Origin of the sequence: Ottowia sp. (assembly GCF_035325765.1) — a bacterium.
GTDB lineage: Bacteria > Pseudomonadota > Gammaproteobacteria > Burkholderiales > Burkholderiaceae_C > Ottowia.
The window spans coordinates 1-19,564 of the sequence record NZ_DAOKZG010000027.1; the positions used below are offsets into that span (position 1 = coordinate 1).

General features: G+C 66.5%; 14 protein-coding genes and 1 pseudogene. 12 read left to right on the forward strand and 3 right to left on the reverse strand.

Annotation, left to right across the window (positions count from 1 at the left end; translation table 11 throughout):
- Window positions 1-128 precede the first annotated feature (128 nt).
- From PKA16_RS09945 to PKA16_RS09960, 4 genes and pseudogenes are all read left to right on the forward strand, one after another.
- On the forward strand, window positions 129-1,331 hold the full coding sequence (locus PKA16_RS09945) for an efflux RND transporter periplasmic adaptor subunit (protein ID WP_324402823.1): 1,203 nt from the start codon (window positions 129-131) through the stop codon (window positions 1,329-1,331).
- A gap of 13 nt (window positions 1,332-1,344) precedes the next feature.
- The gene (locus PKA16_RS09950; protein ID WP_324402825.1) at window positions 1,345-4,521 is read left to right on the forward strand and encodes an efflux RND transporter permease subunit; all 3,177 of its coding nucleotides are present in this window, start codon (window positions 1,345-1,347) and stop codon (window positions 4,519-4,521) included.
- Window positions 4,518-5,918 carry an efflux transporter outer membrane subunit gene (locus PKA16_RS09955; protein WP_324402827.1) on the forward strand — a complete coding sequence of 467 codons (1,401 nt, stop codon included), beginning with the start codon at window positions 4,518-4,520 and terminating at the stop codon, window positions 5,916-5,918. Before PKA16_RS09950 ends, PKA16_RS09955 begins: the two co-directional genes overlap by 4 nt.
- A 173-nt stretch (window positions 5,919-6,091) precedes the next feature.
- Window positions 6,092-6,373: pseudogene (locus tag PKA16_RS09960) on the forward strand (transposase); the annotation flags it as partial.
- An 87-nt stretch (window positions 6,374-6,460) separates the two neighbouring features.
- Here the strand turns inward: PKA16_RS09960 and PKA16_RS09965 are convergent.
- The gene (locus PKA16_RS09965) at window positions 6,461-9,196 is read right to left on the reverse strand and encodes a LuxR C-terminal-related transcriptional regulator (protein ID WP_324402829.1); all 2,736 of its coding nucleotides are present in this window, start codon (window positions 9,194-9,196) and stop codon (window positions 6,461-6,463) included.
- A gap of 146 nt (window positions 9,197-9,342) precedes the next feature.
- Here PKA16_RS09965 and PKA16_RS09970 point away from each other — a divergent pair, with 146 nt between their 5' ends.
- The 8 genes from PKA16_RS09970 to PKA16_RS10005 all read left to right on the forward strand — a co-directional run bounded on the left by PKA16_RS09970 (window position 9,343) and on the right by PKA16_RS10005 (window position 17,141).
- Window positions 9,343-10,125, forward strand: a complete 783-nt coding sequence (locus PKA16_RS09970) for an SDR family NAD(P)-dependent oxidoreductase (protein WP_324402831.1) — start codon at window positions 9,343-9,345, stop codon at window positions 10,123-10,125.
- Window positions 10,126-10,177: 52 nt separating this feature from the next.
- Window positions 10,178-11,356, forward strand: coding sequence for an acetyl-CoA C-acetyltransferase (locus PKA16_RS09975; protein ID WP_324402833.1), 1,179 nt, complete (start codon window positions 10,178-10,180; stop codon window positions 11,354-11,356).
- A 9-nt stretch (window positions 11,357-11,365) separates the two neighbouring features.
- Window positions 11,366-12,187, forward strand: coding sequence for an enoyl-CoA hydratase-related protein (locus tag PKA16_RS09980; protein WP_324402835.1), 822 nt, complete (start codon window positions 11,366-11,368; stop codon window positions 12,185-12,187).
- A gap of 89 nt (window positions 12,188-12,276) precedes the next feature.
- Entirely contained in the window at window positions 12,277-13,407 is a 1,131-nt protein-coding gene (locus tag PKA16_RS09985) for a CaiB/BaiF CoA-transferase family protein (RefSeq protein ID WP_324402837.1), read from the forward strand.
- A 21-nt stretch (window positions 13,408-13,428) separates the two neighbouring features.
- Window positions 13,429-14,577, forward strand: coding sequence for an acyl-CoA dehydrogenase family protein (locus tag PKA16_RS09990; RefSeq protein WP_324402839.1), 1,149 nt, complete (start codon window positions 13,429-13,431; stop codon window positions 14,575-14,577).
- Window positions 14,578-14,609: 32 nt separating this feature from the next.
- Window positions 14,610-15,407, forward strand: a complete 798-nt coding sequence (locus tag PKA16_RS09995; RefSeq protein ID WP_324402841.1) for an enoyl-CoA hydratase-related protein — start codon at window positions 14,610-14,612, stop codon at window positions 15,405-15,407.
- A 13-nt stretch (window positions 15,408-15,420) separates the two neighbouring features.
- Window positions 15,421-16,314, forward strand: coding sequence for an SDR family oxidoreductase (locus PKA16_RS10000; protein ID WP_324402843.1), 894 nt, complete (start codon window positions 15,421-15,423; stop codon window positions 16,312-16,314).
- Entirely contained in the window at window positions 16,311-17,141 is an 831-nt protein-coding gene (locus PKA16_RS10005; protein ID WP_324402845.1) for an enoyl-CoA hydratase, read from the forward strand. The genes PKA16_RS10000 and PKA16_RS10005 overlap by 4 nt, the downstream gene beginning before the upstream one ends.
- Here PKA16_RS10005 and PKA16_RS10010 read toward each other — a convergent pair.
- Both PKA16_RS10010 and PKA16_RS10015 read right to left on the reverse strand, forming a co-directional pair.
- A complete protein-coding gene (locus PKA16_RS10010; protein WP_324402847.1) occupies window positions 17,138-18,298 on the reverse strand; it encodes an epoxide hydrolase in 1,161 nt (386 codons plus the stop codon). The two genes, PKA16_RS10005 and PKA16_RS10010, sit on opposite strands and share 4 nt — an antisense overlap.
- Window positions 18,295-19,527: a CoA transferase gene (locus tag PKA16_RS10015; protein ID WP_324402896.1), complete on the reverse strand. Its 1,233-nt coding sequence runs from the start codon at window positions 19,525-19,527 to the stop codon at window positions 18,295-18,297. The genes PKA16_RS10010 and PKA16_RS10015 overlap by 4 nt, the downstream gene beginning before the upstream one ends.
- Window positions 19,528-19,564: the final 37 nt, after the last annotated feature.

Sequence of the window (19,564 nt, forward strand, 5' to 3'; positions counted from 1 at the left end):
CTGATGGGCTTCGAGCATACCCGCCGTCTGTTCTGTGCCGACGCGGCCGAGGCGGCCGTGCTACCCAGGCGCGCTGAACGCATCGTCGATTGTTTTCTTCGCATCTATTCGCTTTGAGGACCGCTCCAATGAACCTGCCCAGACTCCCTGCCGCCGGTTTGCTCGTGATCTTTCTTGTTGCCTGCAGTCCGGGCGGCAAGCCGCCGGCAGGCGGTCCAGGCGGGGGCACGCCGCAGGTTTCCGTCATAACCATTCAGCCGCAGAAGGTTACGCTCTCCACCCGGTTGCCGGGGCGCACCTCGGCTTTCCGCGTCGCTGAGCTTCGGCCGCAGGTCAATGGTCTGATCCAAAAGCGGCAGTTTACGGAAGGCGCGCAGATCCGGGCGGGCGACGTGCTCTATCAGATCGATCCGGCTCCTTACCAAGCGGCGCTGGACAATGCTCGCGCGGCGTTGGCGCGTTCCGAAGCCAATCTTCCCGCGATCCGCGTCCGTGCCGAGCGCTTCAAGGAATTGCTCGCGGACAAGGCCGTCAGTCAGCAGGATTTCGATGACGCCGCCGCGGCCCTCAAGCAGGCCGAGGCGGACATCGCGACTTGGAAGGCGCAGATGGAGTCCGCCCGCATCAACCTGGCCTATACCCGCATTACGGCCCCGATTTCCGGCCGCATCGGTAAGTCCAGTGTGACCGAGGGGGCCATCGTCACGGCTTACCAGCCGACGCCGCTGGCGACGATTCAACAGTTCGATCCGATCTACGTCGACGTGCCGCAGTCCAGCAACGATCTGTTGCGTCTGCGTCGACGGCTGGAGGAAGGCGGCTTGCAGCAGGGGAGCAAGGAGCGGAACAGAGTAGGACTGGTACTGGAGGACGGTCGGAACTACGCCCATCGCGGAACCTTGGAATTCCGCGATGTCTCTGTGGACGCCAGCACGGGATCGGTGATCCTGCGCATGGTCTTTCCCAATCCAGAGGGCGTGCTCTTGCCCGGCATGTTCGTTCGGGCGACGGTGGAGGAAGGCGTCCTCGAAGCGGCGCTCCTCGTTCCGCAGCAAGGTGTACTGCGAAATCAGAAAGGCGAGCCTTACGCCTTTGTCGTCGATAAGGAAGGCAAAGTCGGCATGAGGATGCTGACTCTCGAACGCGAGATCGGGAACCAGTGGTTGGTGACGTCAGGGCTCGCCGCCGGCGATCGGGTGATCGTTGAAGGCGTGCAGATCCTGCAGATGCTGCGCCCCGGCACGCCCGTGACCGTCAAGACCGAGCCCTTCCAGGCCAGCGCCACGCCGCCCGCGGGCGCGGAAGCCGCCGCAAGCAGCGCAGCGAAATAAGGGAGCGGCCTCCATGCTGTCGAAATTCTTTCTCGCCCGGCCGGTATTTGCCTGGGTCATCGCCATCGCCATGATGGCGGCTGGCGCCCTGGCGATCCACAACCTGCCAATCGCCCAGTACCCACCGATCGCGCCGCCGGCCATCGCCATCGATGCCTTCTTCCCGGGGGCCTCCGCGGAGACCGTGGAAAACACGGTCACCCAGATCATCGAGCAGAAGATGACGGGCCTGGACGACATGCTGTATCTGTCGGGCACCAGTTCCTCCTCGGGCGCATCGCGCATCGAGCTCACCTTCGCCCCCGGCACTGACCCGAATGTCGCCTGGTCGAAGGTGCAGAACAAGCTGCAGCTCGCCATGGCCAGCCTGCCGGCCGTCGTGCAGCAGCAGGGAGTCAAGGTCAGCAAATCGACGCGCAACTACCTGCTGATCGTCGGCCTCATTTCCGAGGACGGCAGCATGACCGGTGACGATCTGCGCGACTACGCGCAGTCAAATCTGGAAAAGATCCTCTCGCGCGTGCCGGGTGTCGGCGAAGTGGAGAACTTCGGCTCCCAGTACGCCATGCGCGTCTGGCTGGATCCGGACAAGCTCACCAGCTACCGGCTGACCGTCGAGGACGTCATCGCGGCGCTCAGGACCTACAACGTCGAAGCTTCCGCCGGCCAGCTGGGCGGCGCGCCGGCCGTGCCGGGCCAGCGCATGAACGCCGCCATCGTCGTGCAGCACCTGCTGCAGACACCCGAGCAGTTCGCGGCCATCCCCATTCGCACCAACGCGGATGGCTCGGTGGTGCGCGTCAAGGACATCGGCCGCACGGAACTCGGTACCGAGCGCTACGACATCGTTGCCAATTACCTCGGCAAGCCCGCCGCCGCGCTGGCGATTCGCCAGGCCGCCGGCGCCAATGCCCTGGAGACGGCAGACAAGGTCAAGCAGAAGTTGGCGGAGATGAGCCGCTATTTCCCGCCGGGCATGAAGGTGATCTACCCCTACGACACCACGCCCTTCACCAAGGTCGCCATCGACGAGGTCGTCAAGACTCTGATCGAGGCGGTGGTGCTGGTGTTCCTGATCATGTGGCTGTTCATGGGCAACCTGCGCGCCACCCTGATCCCGACCCTCGCCGTGCCGGTGGTGCTGCTGGGCACCTTCTTCGTGCTGTTTCTGTTCGGCTTCTCCATCAACATGCTGACCATGTTCGCGATGGTGCTGGCCATCGGCCTGCTGGTCGACGACGCCATCGTGGTGGTGGAGAACGTCGAACGCATCATGAGCGAGGAAGGGCTGCCGCCCCGCGAGGCCACCGCCAAATCCATGGAGCAGATTACGCCGGCGCTGATCGGCATCGGTGTTGTGCTGGCGGCGGTGTTCCTGCCGATGGCGTTCTTCGGCGGGTCCACCGGCGTCATCTACCGGCAGTTTTCCGTGACGGTGGCAGCGGCCATGCTGCTGTCGGTGGTGGTCGCCCTGGTCCTGACGCCGGTGCTGTGCGCCACCTTCCTCAAGCCGGTAGCCAAGGGGCACGAGTCCGCCGAAGCCGCCATCTGGTTCCTGCGACCGTTCTTCTTGTGGTTCGAGCATGTCTTCTTCAAGTTTCGCGACTGGTACACGCGCGCCGTCGGCCATGTCCTGGCGCGGCGGCTGCGCTATGTGTTCGTCTATGTGCTGATCGTCGCGGGGCTGGGCTTCCTGTTCGTGCGCATGCCCACGGCCTATCTGCCCGACGAGGACCAAGGCATCCTGCTCATGCAGGCGGTGCTGCCGGCGGGATCGTCGCTGGAGCAGATCGAGGCGGTCATGAATCAGGCGCGCGATCACTTCGCCCGGAACGAGAAGGAGGCGGTCGATTCGTCTCTAACGGTTGCCGGCGCCAGTTTCGCCGGCCAGGGGCAGAACGTGGGCATCGGCTTCGCCAAGCTCAAGGACTGGAACTTGCGCCAGCGCCCCGACCTCAAGGTCAAGGCCATCGCCGGACGGGCAATGGGCGCCTTCTCGCAGATCAAGGGGGCAATGGTGTTCGCCTTTCCGCCGCCTTCGGTGATCGAGCTGGGCAACGCCAGCGGTTTCGACTTCCAGTTGCAGGACCGCGGCGGCCTGGGTCATCAAGCCCTGATGAACGCGCGCAACATGGTGCTGGGCATGGCTGCCCAGGACCCGCGCCTGATGCAGGTCCGTCCCAACGGCATGGAAGACGCGGCCGAGTACCACGTCGATGTCGACTGGGACAAGGCCGGCGCCATGGGCGTGCCCGTCAGCGCCATTCACAACACCATCACGGCAGCGTTTGGCGGCGCCTACGTGAACGACTTCATCCAGGCAGGACGGGTGAAACGGGTCTTCGTCCAGGCCGAAGCTCCCTTGCGCATGCTGCCCACGGACCTGGAAAAGCTCCAGGTGCGCAACAAGGAAGGCAGGATGGTGCCCTTCGCCTCCTTCGCCAGCGGCCGATGGGTGAGTGGTTCGCCGAAGCTGGAGCGCTACAACGCGTTCCCGTCGATCAACATCTGGGGCAGTCCGGCGCCTGGCTACAGCACCGGCGATGCGATGCGCGCCATGGAAGAAATCGCCGGGCGCCTGCCGCAGGGCATCGGCTATGACTGGACCGGCCTTTCCTATCAGGAGCGCATGGCCGGCACCCAGACCACCTTGCTGTATGCCTTCTCGCTCTTCGTCATATTCCTGTGCCTGGCGGCGCTGTACGAGAGCTGGCCGATTCCCGTCGCGATTCTGCTGACGCTGCCGCTGGGAATCATCGGCGGCGTGATCGCCTCGAGCCTGCGCCATATGCCTAACGACGTCTATTTCCAGATCGGCATGCTGACCACGCTGGGGCTGACCACGAAGAACGCGATCCTGATCATTCAGTTTGCCATGCAGCGCGTCGAGGCGGGCGCGGGATTGGTCGAAGCCACGCTGGAAGCGGCCAAGCTGCGCCTGCGCCCCATCGTCATGACCTCGCTGGCCTTCGGCTTCGGCGTGCTGCCGCTGGCGCTGGCAGGTGGCGCGGGCGCCGGCGCGCAAACCGCCATCGGTACCGCGGTGCTCGGCGGCATGGTGACCTCGACCCTGCTGGTTATCTTCTTTGCCCCGTTGTTCTACGTCATGATCTACAAGTCTTTCGGGCGGCGCACTGGCCGGACCACACCAGGGCTTATGGTCGAAGGCACGTCGGGGGGTGGGTCATGAATAAGGCCCTGGTGTGCGCGCTGTCCCTGATTGGCTTGGCGTTGGCGGGATGTTCGATGGCGCCGACGTACGAAAAGCCGGACACGCCGGTACCGTCCGCCTGGCCCGCCGGCCCCGCTTATCCGACGCCCGATGCCTCCGCGCCGCGCGCGGACGAGCTGAAGTGGCAGGAATTCTTCACCGACGCACGCCTGCATAAGCTCATCGAAACGGCGCTGGCGAACAACCGCGACCTGCGTCTCGCCGCGCTCAACGTCGAGCGGGCACAGGCCCTGTATGGCATCCAGCGGGCGGAGCTCTTTCCGAGCGTTGGCGCCCGGGGCGGAGGCAGCAGGGAGCAGCGCTCGGCCGACCTGTTGCAGCAAGGGCAGCCGCGCACCGACAGCCGGTACAGCGTCGACCTGGGCATTGTCGCCTGGGAGATCGACTTCTTCGGCCGCATCCGCAGCCTGTCCGCTCAGGCGCTGGAGGAATATCTCGCGACCGACGAGGCGCGACGCGGGGCGCAGATTGCTTTGGTGGCCGAAGTCGCGCGTGCCTTCCTCACCCTGGCTGCTGATCGGGAAAACCTGCAACTTTCGCGCGCCACCCTTGAAAGCCAGCGGGCGGCCCATGCCCTGGTGAAGAGACGCTTCGAGGTCGGGCTGGCCAACGAGCTGGATCTCAAACGTGCGCAAGTCCCGCTGGATACGGCGCGCCGCGACGTCGCCGTTTACACGCAGTTCGTCGCTCAGGACAAGAATGCCCTCGACCTGCTGGTCGGCACGCCGGTTGCGGAAGACTGGCTGGCCCCGGATCTCGCCAGTGTCTCGCCGCCGAAGCCGATCAGTGGGGGGCTGACCTCCGATGTATTGTTGCGTCGGCCCGATGTGATGGCCGCCGAGCATCGCCTCAAGGGCGCTTATGCCAATATCGGTGCCGCGCGAGCGGCGCTGTTCCCGCGGATCTCGCTGACCACCACCCTCGGCACGGCGAGCGACCAGCTCTCCAGATTGTTCGAATCCGGGACGGGCACATGGCTCTTTACGCCGCAGTTCGTCATGCCGATCTTCGACGCCCGCCTGTGGGCCGCTTTGCGGGTCAGCAAGACGGATCAGGAAATCATCCAGACCGAGTATGAAAGGGCCATCCAGACAGCATTCCGCGAAGTGTCCGATGCGCTGGCCGTGCGCGGTACGATCGACGAGCAAGTCGCCGCCCAGCAATCGCTCGCGGCGGCCCTGGCGGACAGCTATCGCCTGGCCACGCTGCGATTTGACAAAGGCACGGACAGCTACCTCTCCGTGCTGGACGCGCAACGCGCCCACTTCGCCGCGCAGCAGGTACTGATCTTGTTGCGCCTGGCCGGGATGGTGAGTCAGGCGCGACTGTATGCCGTCTTGGGCGGCGGCGGATGAGAGAACACCACGGGCCGGCGCGTCGAGGCCGTTTCTCGCCTGATGCCTGGTCAAGGGTCGAAGCGGCATTGGTCTTCAGGCCGGTGGGCGTCATCTCGGTTCTCTGAAGGTAACCACGGGCCAGGCACGTGCCTTCCTGTTCGAAGGCTGCGGTTGCTTCATACGACTAGCGCATCGTGTTCCTGACCAACAACACGCGGCTGCCGCCCGAGCCGATCGGCGAGCTGTACCGGCTGCGCTGGCAAGTCGAACTGTTCTTCAAATGAATCAAACAGCATCTGCGCATCAAGGCATTCTTCGGCACCAGCGAGAACGCGGTGAAGACGCAAATCTGGATCGCGGTCGCCACCTACGTGCTGATCGCCATCGTCAAGAAGCGCGCGCTGCTGCCGCATAGCCTTTACGAACTCCTGCAGATCCTGAGCCTGACAATGTTCGAGACAACACCGATAAATTGACTGCTTGCACCATCGCCTCTGCCGCCGCACGACGATCAACAGTTCTTTCTCCTCTGACAGACGCTGGGACACTACTGCGCGTCTTTAAGGAATGACCCCGAGCCGCCGGGCCGCGGCTACCGCCTGCGTTCGGCTGTGTGCGTTCAGCTTCGTGTTGATGTTGCGCAGGTGCGTGCGCACGGTGCTGTCCGACACGAACAGCTTCTCGGCCATAGCGCCGTTCGAGTACCCTTCGGCCAGCAGCTGTAATACTCGTATCTCCTTGCGCGTCAGCGGATCCAGCAGGATCGCCGCGCCGGTCGCCTCGGATGTCGCCGTCGACTTTCCGCTGGCCGGACAGATGCTTGCCAGATGCTGTACGTAGTCAACGAACACCGGGTCGTCGTGCAGCGCAGGGCTGGACTGCAGCGATGCATTCAGCGAATGCAGCACCGGGCCGACGATCTCGCCCTCGTCCAGCACCAGACGGACGAAGCCCTGTCCGCACAGAACTTTCAAGGCGCCGGCCACCACCGCCGCGGCAGTCGGGTCCCCCGCGCGCTGAAGCGCAGCCGCCTGCAGGACACGCAGCTTCAGTGCACGGCGGAACCGCGAGGCCTCCTCCGCCCCCTGCGCAGCGGACGCCAGGCTGATTGCAGCGGTGCGGGGATCGCCCGCGTGCAACTCCCATCGCAACCGGGCCAGATCGAGGTATTCAAGATCGTTGGCAAGGAAGCGCAGCGAGTCGACTCTCTTCCAGAGGCCGGCATCCGCAGTGCGGTCGAGCTCCTCGGACGCCGCGCCATAGTGGCCTTGCAACAGCTGCAGCCGTGCGCGCTCCAGCTTTGCGCCCGCGGCCACGCGCGGCAATCGCCCCTTGTGCCCGACGTACTCAAGCTCAGTCAACAGCTGCAGCGCGTGGTCGACGTCGCCACGCAGGAACGCGATGCGTGACAGCGTGATGTAACCTAGGATCACGTGGTCCGGCAGCCGGACATCGCAGGCGACAGGCAGGTATACGTGCAGCAGGTGGGCCGACTGGTCGAGCTCGTTGCCTTCGTAGACGGACAGCGCGTACGGAACGCCGGCCCAGGCATTACCTTCCGTGTGGCTGTAGTCGCCCGTGCGATTGGCAGTCACCGCCATGCGGAAACGTGCGGTCGCCTGCCTCAGGCGAGCCTCCTGCAGATCGATCATCCCTTCCGCGGTTTCGGAGTACATCATGTTGAACTCACTGGCCCCGGAACCCTGTCCGCGCCGTGCCGCATCGACTAGACGACGCGCCTGGTCGGATCTGCCGATGACCGCCGCTATGGTGGCCATCGCGTTCGCATACACGTTGTCGGCGAACGGAACGGCACTGGCTCCCTGATCCAGGCTGGCGATCCCGGCGGCGTAGGCCTCTTCGTAGCGGTCCATCATGGCGAGCAAACAGGGTTGCAGCGCTCGCACGTGCGGCACTGTGCGCACGTCGTTAGAGCCGATCAGGCCGCTGCGGGACAGAAGATCCATCGCCTCCCACGGCCCTCGAGTGAAGCACACGGACCAGATATGAATCAGCTGAAGTTCGGGATGATCTCCAAGCGCACTCGACGGCACTACCGAGAACCAGCGTGATAGCAGCCGCATGCGCCCCTGCGCAAGCAGTCGCGGGGCGTGCTGCGACAGCAGACGCACCGCGTGCTCGATGTCGCGGCCTTCCAGTGCATGGTCGATGGCTGGCACCGGACGGCCCTGAGCCTCATACCACCGAGACGCCTCGGCGTGAAGTTGCGTCAGTTCCTGCGGCAGTTCCCGCCGCAGTTGCGCCTGGAGGAAATGCGCAAACAGGCTGTGATAGCGGAACGTGCTGGCTTCGTGGCCCAGCGGCACCAGCAGCACATCGGCGGACTGCAACCGCTTCAGCACCTGGCGGCTGTCGACGCCGGGCATCAGCGCGTCGCACAGCGGCGCCTCCAGATGCCGCAGTACGCTAGTGCGCAGCAGAAAGGCGCGTATCGATGGCGGCTGCCTTTCCAGTACATCCTCGGCCAGGTAGTCGGCCACTGCCTGCTCGGTCCCAGAGAAGCGCTCGATGAACTCCGACGGGGACTTGCTGTGTTCCAGCGCTCTGGATGCCAGCCAAAGCGCAGCCACCCAACCCTCCGTCTTCGCATGCAGCTTGGACAAGTCCTCAAACGACAGAGGCCCCCTGGGTGGCGAGCCGAAAAAGGCTGCCGTCTCTTCCAGCGAGAAGCGAAGACGGGTTGCGTCGATCTCCAGCAGCTGACCCCTGGCACGCAGCCGTCCCAAGCGAAGATCCGGCAGGCTGCGCGACGCCACCACGAGCCGCGCCTGCGGGGGTAGACGATCCACAAGCTCGCGCAGCCAGCCCAGGACGCTCGCCTCGCGAACGGTCTCGAAGTCATCAAGGAAGATGGCGAATGGATCGTCCAACCTGGACAGACACGAGATCAACTGCAGCGCGAGGTCACCTGTCGTGCGACAGCGCCCGTTCAACCCCGGGCCGGAGGGATCTTCACCGATGATTGCTGTGACGCTGTGAGCAAGTCCAGCGAGAAACCTCGACGCGTCGTTATCGGAACGATCGAGCGTGAGCCAGCCCGTCGCGATCGCCATTGCCTGCGCCCGCGACTGACATTGCAGCATGGCCGTGGTCTTGCCGAACCCGGCAGGCGCACGCATCAGGACCAGCTTGGCACCCTGCGGCGCGCATACCTGGTCGATCACCGATTGCCGGAGGACCTGCGGCCCGCTGGGATGCGGGGGCACGAGTTTCGCCCGCAATGGTGCGAGCAGCACGGCTGACTGCGACTCCATTGTCTCCATCTGCGTCGGCATTTGCGTAAGTGCCGGACGCGGACCGTTTCAGAGCGGCTTTGAATCTCATCTTTATAGCGCGTTCGCGCCGTGCCACGGCGCCCTGCGCGCACAGATCGTCGCTTCTGACGATGCGGACCGCCCACCCGCCTTCCTAGACTGGTGCAATGAAGCTCGACTCCTCCATCAGCGCCGTGGTCACGGGTGGCGCTTCAGGCTTGGGCGCCGCAACAGCGCGGCGCTTGGCCGCGCTGGGCGTCAAGGTTTCCATATTCGACATCAATCCCGGTGCGGGGGAGGCCCTGGCACGCGAGATCGGCGGCCTGTTCTGCAGGGTGGACGTGACCCGCGAGACCGAGGTCGATGCCGGATTCGAACTCGCGCGCCGCGCTCACGGACAGGAAGCGGCGCTGATCAACTGCGCGGGTACTGGCAATGCAATCAAGACCGCAAGCCGCGACAGGCAGACTGGCACCCCGCAGCATTTTCCGCTGGACGCATACGAACGCATCATCCAGATCAATCTCATCGGGACGTTCCGCTGCATCGCGAAGTCGGCGGCCGGCATGCTGCAGCGCGAGGCCGGCCCCGACGGCGAGCGCGGCGCCATCGTCAATACGGCCTCGGTGGCCGCCAGTGACGGCCAGGTCGGCCAGGCCGCCTACTCGGCATCCAAGGCCGGTATCGTCGGCATGACGCTGCCGATTGCGCGCGACCTGATGAACGACGGCATCCGCGTCAATACGATACAGCCGGGACTGTTCGAAACGCCGCTGCTGATGACGTTGCCGGATGCCGTGCGGACATCGCTAGGCGCTTCGGTTCCTTTCCCGAAGCGGCTGGGCCACCCGGACGAATTCGCCGCACTGGTCGAGTCGCTGCTGACCAACCGCTACTTCAACGGCGAGAGCGTCCGCCTAGACGGCGCCATCCGCATGGCGCCACGTTAGGACCGGCGTCCGGACTCCAACTCGCCGATCAGAACTCACGCAGGAGCGAATGATGCAGGAGGCGTACATCGTCGCGGCCACCCGGGTAGCAGGTGGTCGTCGCGGCGGAAAGCTGGCGGGCTGGCATCCGGTGGACCTGGCGGCCGAAGTCATCAATGACCTGCTCGGATGCACCGATTGCGACCCGGCCTCCATTGACGACGTGGTGCTGGGCTGCGTAAGCCAGGTAGGCCAGCAGTCGATGAACGTCGCGCGCAACGCCGTGCTGGCATCGCGGCTGCCGGAGTCCGTTCCCGGTGTCACGCTGGACCGGCAATGCGGATCATCGCAGCAGGCGCTGCACTTCGCCGCGCAGGCGGTGATGTCGGGCTCGATGGACGTCGTGATCGCCGGCGGCGTCGAGAGCATGACCCGTGTACCGATGTTCACCCCGTCGTCGCTGCCCGAAAGGCACGGCCTGGGCACCTATGTCAGCCCGCGGCTGCAGCAACGCTATCCGGGCGTGCAGTTCAGCCAGTTCAGCGGAGCGGAGATGATGGCCAGGAAGTACGAGTTCACCAAGGAGGAGCTCGACGCCTATGCGCTGCGCAGCCATCAGCTTGCCGCGCAGGCCACGAAGGAGGGCTGGTTCGAGGACGAGATCGTCGCCGTCGACGCGCGCGCTGCGGACGGCAGCAGTGACGGTACCCGGCACGTTGTGGACGAAGGCATACGCTTCGACGCCAGCCTTGAAGCCATTGCCGGAGTCAAGCTGCTGGCCGAGGGCGGTCGCGTCACCGCGGCGAACGCAAGCCAGATCTGCGACGGCGCCAGCGGCGCAGTGGTGGTCAGTGCCAACGGGCTCAAGTCGCTGGGGCTGGAGCCGATGGCTCGCGTGCACCATATGTCGGTCCTGGGTCACGATCCGGTGATCATGCTGGAAGCGCCGATTCCGGCAACGGCACAAGCCCTGCGCCGCAGCGGCATGCGTATCGACGACATCGACCTGTACGAGGTCAACGAGGCTTTCGCGCCGGTGCCGCTCGCCTGGCTGAAAGCCACGGGCGCGGATCCCGACCGGCTGAACGTCCATGGCGGTGCCATTGCGCTGGGCCACCCGCTGGGTGCATCGGGCACGAAGCTCACGGCGACGCTGCTGCACGCGCTGAAGCAGCGTGCGAAGCGCTACGGCCTGCAGACCATGTGCGAAGGCGGCGGCATGGCCAATGTCACGATCTTCGAGCGGCTGTAGTAGCCGGCCGTGGACGACGACAGCCTTCTGGACAGCATCGATGGCGGCGTCGCGACCCTGACGCTGAACCAGCCCGGAAAGCTCAATCCGCTGGATACCGTGCTGCAGTGCCGCTTGCGCGAGGCTGTCGCCCGCGTGCAAGTCAACCCTGCCGTACGAGTGCTGGTGATCACCGGCACCGGGCGTGCATTCTGCGCCGGCGCCAACCTGCCTGCCCTTTGGGCGGAGACCGGCGGCCACCAGGCGCTGGCAACGCGCATCGCCGATGCGGTACGTGACATTTCCAATCCACTGATCACGGAGCTACGGCAGTCGCGCGTACCCGTCGTCGCCGCGGTCAACGGCCTGGCCGCAGGCGCCGGCGTGGGCCTTGCGCTGGCCGCGGACATCGTCATTGCGGCCCGGTCCGCCTACTTCTATCTTCCCTTCGTGCCGCGCCTGGGCATCCTGCCGGACCTGGGCACGACGTGGTTTCTGCCGCGCCTCGCGGGAAAGGCGCGTGCGACCGCCCTCGCGCTGCTGGGCGATCGCCTGACTGCGGAAGCGGCCGAGCGATGGGGATTGATCTGGCAATGCGTGGACGATCCGGCGCTGACCGAGGCGACGCGGCAAATCGCGCTGGCGCTGGCCGCACTGCCGGACGGCGTCGCGCTGGAACTGCGCCGCGCCCTGGACGTCTCCGAGACCAATGCACTGGAAACCCAGTTGCGCTACGAGGCCGACCGGCAGCGACGGCTGCTGCACAGCCCGGACTTCACGGAAGGCGTCAGCGCGTTCCTGGCCCGACGCGACCCGCAGTTTCCCGGCCGAGCTGCCGGAGGGGCCGCATAACTCGTCGCTTCGGACGATCCGGGCGCATGGCCCGCATGCCAGCATTTCCTGTCCACAACGGATGGCGAGACGCAGATAGGGTTCGACCGATGCCCGGACCGTTGACAGGCATGAGGGTGATCGAAATGGCCGGCATAGGGCCGGCGCCCTTCGCAGCAATGATGCTCGCCGATCTGGGCGCCGACGTGGTGCGTATCGAGCGCCCTGCCAGACCGGTCCTCGCACAGGCGGGAATGAACGTGCTGGGACGGGGCCGCAGAGCGGTCGTGGCAGACCTGCACGAGCCGGGGCCGCGAAGCACCGTGCTCCGGCTCATCGAGCGCGCCGACGTGCTGATGGAGGGATTCCGGCCCGGCGTCATGGAGCGGTTGGGACTAGGCCCTGACGACTGCCTCGCGCGCAATGCGCGGCTGGTGTATGGCCGCATGACCGGATGGGGCCAGACGGGACCCCTGGCACAGGCCGCCGGACACGATATCAACTATGTCGCCATCAGCGGCGCGCTGCACGCGATCGGCCGCTCGGGCGAAGCGCCGGTCGTCCCGCTGAACTACCTCGGCGACTTCGGCGGCGGCGGCATGCTGCTGGCCTTCGGCATCCTGTGCGCGGTTCACGAAGCGCGCAACTCCGGCAAGGGGCAGGTCGTGGACGCTGCGATGACCGACGGCGCAGCGCTGCTGTCGGCGATGATGTACGGCATGAAGGCCGAAGGTGCGTGGAGCAACCAGCGCGGCGAGAACCTGCTCGACGGCGGATCGCACTTCTACGACACCTACGCGTGCGCGGACGGCCGCTTCGTCGCCATCGGTGCAATTGAGCCGCAGTTCTACAGGACGCTGCGCGAGCGCTGCGGCATCGATGACCCGCTGTTCGACGACCAGATGGATCCGCGGCTGTGGCCGCTGCTGAAGCTGCGACTGGCCGACGTCTTCAAGACCCGCACACGCGACGAGTGGTGTGCGCTGCTGGAAGGCAGCGACGCCTGCTTTGCTCCGGTGCTGGACTGGGACGAAGCGCCTCACCATCCTCACAACGTGGCGCGCCGGACCTTCATCGACGTCGACGGTGTCGTGCAGCCCGCACCGGCGCCCCGCTTCGGCCGTACCCCTGCCGGACCGCCCCGGTCCGCCACGGGAGAGGTCGACGCCGAGTCGCTGCTGCGTGCATGGGAAGCTCCGACCGACGCGGCCAGCCGCGTTGAAACCGTGCATCCGGCATGACGATTCGCCCGGACGGCTGACGTGGGTATCGACCTGAGCATCTCCTGGCTGGACAAAGACGTCGCGTCCTATCGGGACACGGTGACGCGCTTCGTCGAAAAGGAGATGCTGCCGCTCGACGAGGAAGCGCGCAGGCGCGGCCATGTCGGCCTGGATATCTGGAAACGCGCCGGCGAGGTCGGTCTGCTGTGTTCCGACATACCGGACCAGTACGGCGGCGGCGGCGGTGACTTCAGGCACGAAGCAGTGTTCTACGACGCGATGGCGCGGCGCGGCCTGACCGGCATGAGTCCTTCGGTGCACAGCATCGTCGCGCACTACCTGCTGAATCACGGCACCGAGGAGCAGAGGCAGCGCTACCTGCCGCGCATGGCGCGCGGCGAGCTGGTGGGTGCGATCGCGATGACCGAACCCGGCGCGGGCTCCGACCTGCAGGCCGTGAGGACTCGCGCCGAGCGGCACGGCGACCGCTACGTGATCAGCGGCTCGAAGACCTTCATAACCAACGGCTTCCTGGCGGGCCTCGTGCTGGTGGTCGCCAAGACCGATCCAGCGCAGCGCGCGCGAGGGACATCGATACTGATCGTCGAGACCGCCGGAGCGGAGGGCTACCGCGTCGGCCGCGTGATGGACAAGATCGGGCTGAAAGCCCAGGACACGTCGGAGCTGTTCTTCGACGACGTTGAGGTGCCTGCCGCCAACCTGCTCGGCGGCCAGGAGGGCCGGGGCTTCTACCAGCTGATGTCCGATCTGCCCTACGAACGCACGATCATCGGCGTGATGGCCGCCGCGGCTATCGAGGGCGCGTACGAGGAGACGCTGGCGTACGTGCGGAACCGGCAGGCTTTCGGACAGCCGGTCGCGGATTTCCAGAACACCCGCTTCCGGCTGGCCGAGATAGCGACGATCGCGAGAGTGGCGCGCACCTTCGTCGATCAATGCGTGGAAAGGCTGGTCGCCGGCACGCTAGACAACGTGACGGCCGCGATGCTGAAGCTGTGGGCCAGCGAGCAGCAGGGCAAGGTCATCGACGAATGCCTGCAGCTGCACGGCGGCTACGGCTACATGAACGAATATCTGATCGCCCGCATGTTCGTCGATGCGCGCGTACAGCGCATCTACGGGGGCACGAACGAGATCATGAAGGAGCTGATCGCGCGAGCGCTGTGAGCCGCCGGAACACCGCCACGCGTGCAACCCCGATGACCTACGAACATCTGATCGTCGCCGCCGAGGAAGCGATCGCACGGGTGACGCTGAACCGCCCCGAGCGGCTGAATGCGCTCAACCCGCGGCTGATCGCCGAGCTGCACGACTTCTTCAATGGCCTGAAGACGCTTCCCGCGGTGCGTGTCGTGATTCTCGAGGGCGCGGGACGCGCGTTCTGCGCCGGTCTCGATCTGAAGGACCTACAGCCCTCCGGCGCGCGAGAAGGCGTGACCGACATGCTCGAACGGCAGACGAAGGTGCGCGACGTCATGCTCGCGATGCGGCGCTGTCCGCAGCCGATCATCAGCATCGTGCAGGGCGCGGCCAGCGGCGGTGGATTCGGGCTGGCGTTGGCGTCCGACGTCAGGCTCGCTACGCCGGACGCACGCATGAACGCGGCGTTCATCCGACTGGGCCTCAGCGCCTGCGACGTCGGCGTCAGTTATTTCCTGCCGCGCATGGTCGGGGCGTCCGTCGCCTCGGAGCTGATGCTGACCGGCCGCTTCATCGATGCCGGGCGCGCGCAGGCGCTGGGGCTGGTGAGCCGCGTCGGCGCGCTGGCCGAATTGCGTGCCGAGGCGCAGGCGATGGCGGAGGACATGTTGAGCGCGACGCCGCTGGGACTGCGGCTGACCAAGGACGCTCTGAGCTACGCGATCGACGCCGGCTCCATGGAGGCGGTCATCGCGATGGAGGACCGCAATCAGGTGCTATGCACGCAGGGCGAGGACTTCGCAGAAGGCGTGACCGCCTTTCTCGAGAAGCGCAGGCCAAGGTACCCGGGTCGCTGACGCGTGAGGCTCCATGGACCACGATGAACTGATGTTCAGGCCCGGCCTGCTGGCCGGACAGCGCGTACTGGTGACCGGAGGCGGTACGGGGCTGGGCCGCGTCATCGCCGAAGCCTGCCTGCTGCTGGGCAGTGAGGTCTACATCTGCGGGCGGCGCAGCGACGTGCTGCAACGCACGGCCTCCGAGCTGCAGAGCGCGCATGCCGGCCGCGTCGTGCCGCTTCAATGCGATCTGCGCCAGCACGAGGCCATCGTTGAGCTGATCGACCACGTCTGGTCCGATGGCGGCCCGCTGACCGGCCTGGTGAACAATGCGGCTGGCAACTTCCTCAGCCGGACCGAGGATCTTTCGCCGCGCGGCTTCGATGCCATCGCGAACACGGTCTTCCGCGGATCGTTCCTGGTCACACTGGAATGCGCGAAGCGGTGGCTGGCCGAAGGCCGGCGCGCATCGGTGGTATCGATGCTGACGACCTGGGTGTGGAATGGGTCGCCGTTCACTGTGCCTTCGGCGATGTCGAAGGCGGCGCTGCGCGCGATGACGCAGTCGCTGGCCGTGGAATGGGGTCCGCGCGGCCTGCGCTTGAATGCCATCGCTCCGGGGCTCTTCCCGACGCCGGGCATGAGCGCGCGCCTCGATCCCGGAGGGTCCAGCTACGACCCGGCGTCGCGCAATCCGATGCGCCGTGCCGGCCGCATGACCGAGCTGGCGAATCTGGCCGTCTTTCTGTTGTCCGACGGCGCCGGCTATGTCAACGGCGAAACGATCGCTATCGACGGCGCAGAACACCTGGCCAGCGGAGGCAACTTCGCCCACCTGGCGTCATGGACGCCGCAGCAGTTGCTCGAAGCCCGGGAGGCCGCCCGGCGCACCGATGCAGCAGACAAGCAGGCGCGCCGCTCGTGAGCGGGAGCCGACACAGCGCTTCGCCGGATGCGAAGGCGCAGCTGGTTCTCGTCGGGCAGCTGCTGCCGGGTTGCGCACTGGTCACGCTGAACCGGCCGCACGCGGCGAATGCGTTGACGCCGCCGATGCGCCGTGCGCTGGCTCAGGTCTTCGATGCGCTCGATGCGGATGCCGGCGTCATCGTCCTGACGGGTGCCGGCTCCGCATTCTGCGCCGGCCTCGACCTGAAGGAGCTGAGTGGCCTGGCCGATCCGGCAGCCGTCGTCGTCTCCCAGGACGCGGACGATCCCGTCGCAGCGATGCGGCGCTGCCGGCGCCCGATCATCGGCGCCGTCAACGGCGCGGCCGTCACCGGCGGATTGGAACTGGCGCTGGCCTGCGACATCCTCATCGCTTCCACCAGCGCCCGCTTTGCTGATACGCACGCGCGCGTCGGCGTGCTGCCGAGCTGGGGTCTGTCCCAGCTGCTGCCGCGCCGCATCGGCGGGGGCCGCGCCAAGGAGATGGCATTGACCGGCAATTTCGTTTCCGCGACGCAGGCCGAGGGCTGGGGACTCGTCAACCGGGTCGTACCGCCGGAGCAGCTTCTGCCGCAGGCGCTGGCGCTGGCCGCCGACATGCTGTCCATTGACGACGACATGCTCTCGGCCTACAAGCGGCTGATCGACGACGGCGCGGGCGTCACCCTCGAACAGGGGTTGCGGATGGAGGCCGAACGCGCGCGTGCGTGGGCTGGATCGCTGCAGCGGGCAGGGCTGGCGCGCAGCAGCGTCGAAGTCCGCGAGCGCGGCCGTCGCCAGGTCGGGCACGGCAACGGACGCGGCTAGTCGAGTCTCTCCGGGCTTGCTGCCAGCAGGTCGCCAAAGAACTCGCGCACGTCGGCAACGAAAAGATCCGGTTCTTCCATCGCTGCGAAATGACCGCCGCGCGGCATGCGGCGGTAGTGGACCACATTGAACGCCTGATCCAGCCATGAACGCGGATAGCGGAACATTTCCTTCGGATAGATCGCGATGCCGGTAGGCACGCTGACCCGGCCGGTGGCCGCGCCGAAGTCGCCGGCTCGCTGCGCCTCGGCGTACAATCGCGTCGAGGAATTGATGGTGCTCGTGATCCAGTAGACGGTGAGATTGTCCAGCAGCCGATTCAGCGGGATCGCCTGTTCGACATCGCCGTCGTTGTCCGACCAGCGCTGGAACTTGTCCAGTATCCAGGCCGCCAGCCCGGCGGGCGAGTCGTTGAGACCATAGGCCAGCGTCTGCGGCGACCGGCCCTGGATCACCTGGTAGGCCGAACCTGTCTTGACGAAACGCACCACGTCGTCCAGGTCGGTCTGCTCGGTGTCCGAGATCGCGCCGGGGCGCCGCGGCGCCAGCGCCATGTTCAGATGCAGGCCCAGCATCTCGTCGGGCGCGAGTAGCGCCAGACGCGTGGAGACCATCGAGCCCCAGTCGCCGCCTTGCGCAGCGTAGCGGCCATAGCCCAGCACCTGCATCAGCCGGCGCCAGGTCTGCGCGACTCTGGTCATGTCCCAGCCGCTGGCCACGGTCGGCCCGGAGAAGCCGTAGCCCGGGAGCGACGGCAGCACCAGGTCGAAGCCGACCGCATCGGGCACGCCGAAGCGCTCCGGCGCCACGAGCGGGTCGATGACGTCGAGGAACTCGACGATGGAGCCGGGCCAGCCGTGCGTCATCAGCAGCGGCACGCGGCGCGATGCGGCGCTGCGGATCCACAGGAAGTGGATGCGCTGCCCGTCGATGACCGTTTCGTACTGCGGATACGCGGCCAGCCGCGCTTCGGTGCTGCGCCAGTCGTATGCGTCGGCCCACGTCCGGCACACCTGCTGTATCCACCCGAGGCGAGGGCCCCACACACCGCGCGCATCGTCCAGTTCATCGGGCCAACGCGTTGCCCGCAACCGCCGCTGCAGATCATCGAGGACTGCTTGCGGCACGTGAATCGGACTGGCGACCAGGCCGTTCATGGCCACTGATCGGACGTCGCCACGGCGCGCGCCGTATACAGGGCGTCGATGCGCTCGGTCGACATGCCCAGGACCTCGGCGAGCACCGCGCGCGTATGCTCGCCCCGCATCGGAGGGCGGGCCGGCGCGCCCGTGAGCCCCGAGGCGGAGAACGGCATCGCCACCATCTTCCGCCGCGCGACGCCGGCGTCATCGACGGCAACTGGCTTCACGCCGTTGCGCCGTTCGTAGAACGGGTGGTTCACTGCTTCGTACGGAGACAGCACCGGTCCGGCGAGCGTGCCGCTCGCCTGCAGGTGCCGGACCACGTCATCGCGGGTGCGCGTCGCCACCCAGGCGGCGATGCGGCCGTTGACGACATCCCGGTTGTGCAGGCGCGCCGCTTCGCCGGCCGTGCGCGCATCGGTGAGCAGGTCCTGCGCGTCGATCGCAACACACAGCCGGCCCCACGTACTTTGCTCGCCCTGGCCCATGCCCTGGATGACGACGAAGCCGTCGGACGCCCTGAACACGCCGAATGGGCAGACAGCGGGATGATCATGGCCCAGCGGCCGCCATTGCTCGTCGTCGAAGGCGGCCGCCACCGGGTTCACCACGCAGTCCATCGCCAGCATGACATCGGCCATTGCCACGTCGAGGTAACGACCCCGCCCGTCACGCTGCCGTCCGATGATCGCTGCGAGGATGGCAACCGCGGCGGCCATCGCCGTCGAGGTATCTGCAATGCCGTTGGCTGCCAGGTACGGGCGTTCGCCGTCGCTGCCGATCATGAAGGTCATGCCGGTGAAGGCCTGCCCCAGGGGGTCGGTGGCAGACCATGCCGACTGCTCGGTACCCCGTCCAAACCCGCTGACGCTGCACACGACTGGGTGCCGCGGGCGCTCGACGAGCTCGCGTGGATCGAAGCCCCATCGCTCCAGCGTGCCCGGCCGGAAGTTCTCGACGATGACGTCCGCCCGGTCGAGCAGCGCATCGACGACGCGATGGCCGTCGGGATGCTGCATGTCCACGCAGATCGACTCCTTGCCGGCGGAGCCGTGGCCGAACATCGGCCCCCATCCCTGCTCCGGTCTGCATTGCACGCCGCGAACCAGATCGCCGCGCGGAGACTCGATCTTAATGACGCGGGCACCCATTTCCGCCAGTACGCGTGTCGCGAACGGCCCGGCGATGGCCTGCGTGAAATCGACGACCAGCAGCCCCTGCAGCACGCCCGGCGGTGCGTTCATCAGCGGCACAGATACCCTCCGTCGATGGTCATGACGT

What these genes read in the sequence shown, in the direction of transcription:
- PKA16_RS09965 (WP_324402829.1), bottom strand. Translation starts at nt 9,196, where the DNA reads ATGCCGACGCAGATGGAGACAATGGAGTCGCAGTCAGCCGTGCTGCTC.
- PKA16_RS09950 (WP_324402825.1), top strand. Translation starts at nt 1,345, where the DNA reads ATGCTGTCGAAATTCTTTCTCGCCCGGCCGGTATTTGCCTGGGTCATC.
- PKA16_RS09945 (WP_324402823.1), top strand. Translation starts at nt 129, where the DNA reads ATGAACCTGCCCAGACTCCCTGCCGCCGGTTTGCTCGTGATCTTTCTT.
- PKA16_RS10000 (WP_324402843.1), top strand. Translation starts at nt 15,421, where the DNA reads ATGGACCACGATGAACTGATGTTCAGGCCCGGCCTGCTGGCCGGACAG.
- PKA16_RS10015 (WP_324402896.1), bottom strand. Translation starts at nt 19,527, where the DNA reads ATGAACGCACCGCCGGGCGTGCTGCAGGGGCTGCTGGTCGTCGATTTC.
- PKA16_RS09985 (WP_324402837.1), top strand. Translation starts at nt 12,277, where the DNA reads ATGCCCGGACCGTTGACAGGCATGAGGGTGATCGAAATGGCCGGCATA.
- PKA16_RS09975 (WP_324402833.1), top strand. Translation starts at nt 10,178, where the DNA reads ATGCAGGAGGCGTACATCGTCGCGGCCACCCGGGTAGCAGGTGGTCGT.
- PKA16_RS09995 (WP_324402841.1), top strand. Translation starts at nt 14,610, where the DNA reads ATGACCTACGAACATCTGATCGTCGCCGCCGAGGAAGCGATCGCACGG.
- PKA16_RS09955 (WP_324402827.1), top strand. Translation starts at nt 4,518, where the DNA reads ATGAATAAGGCCCTGGTGTGCGCGCTGTCCCTGATTGGCTTGGCGTTG.
- PKA16_RS10010 (WP_324402847.1), bottom strand. Translation starts at nt 18,298, where the DNA reads ATGAACGGCCTGGTCGCCAGTCCGATTCACGTGCCGCAAGCAGTCCTC.
- PKA16_RS09970 (WP_324402831.1), top strand. Translation starts at nt 9,343, where the DNA reads ATGAAGCTCGACTCCTCCATCAGCGCCGTGGTCACGGGTGGCGCTTCA.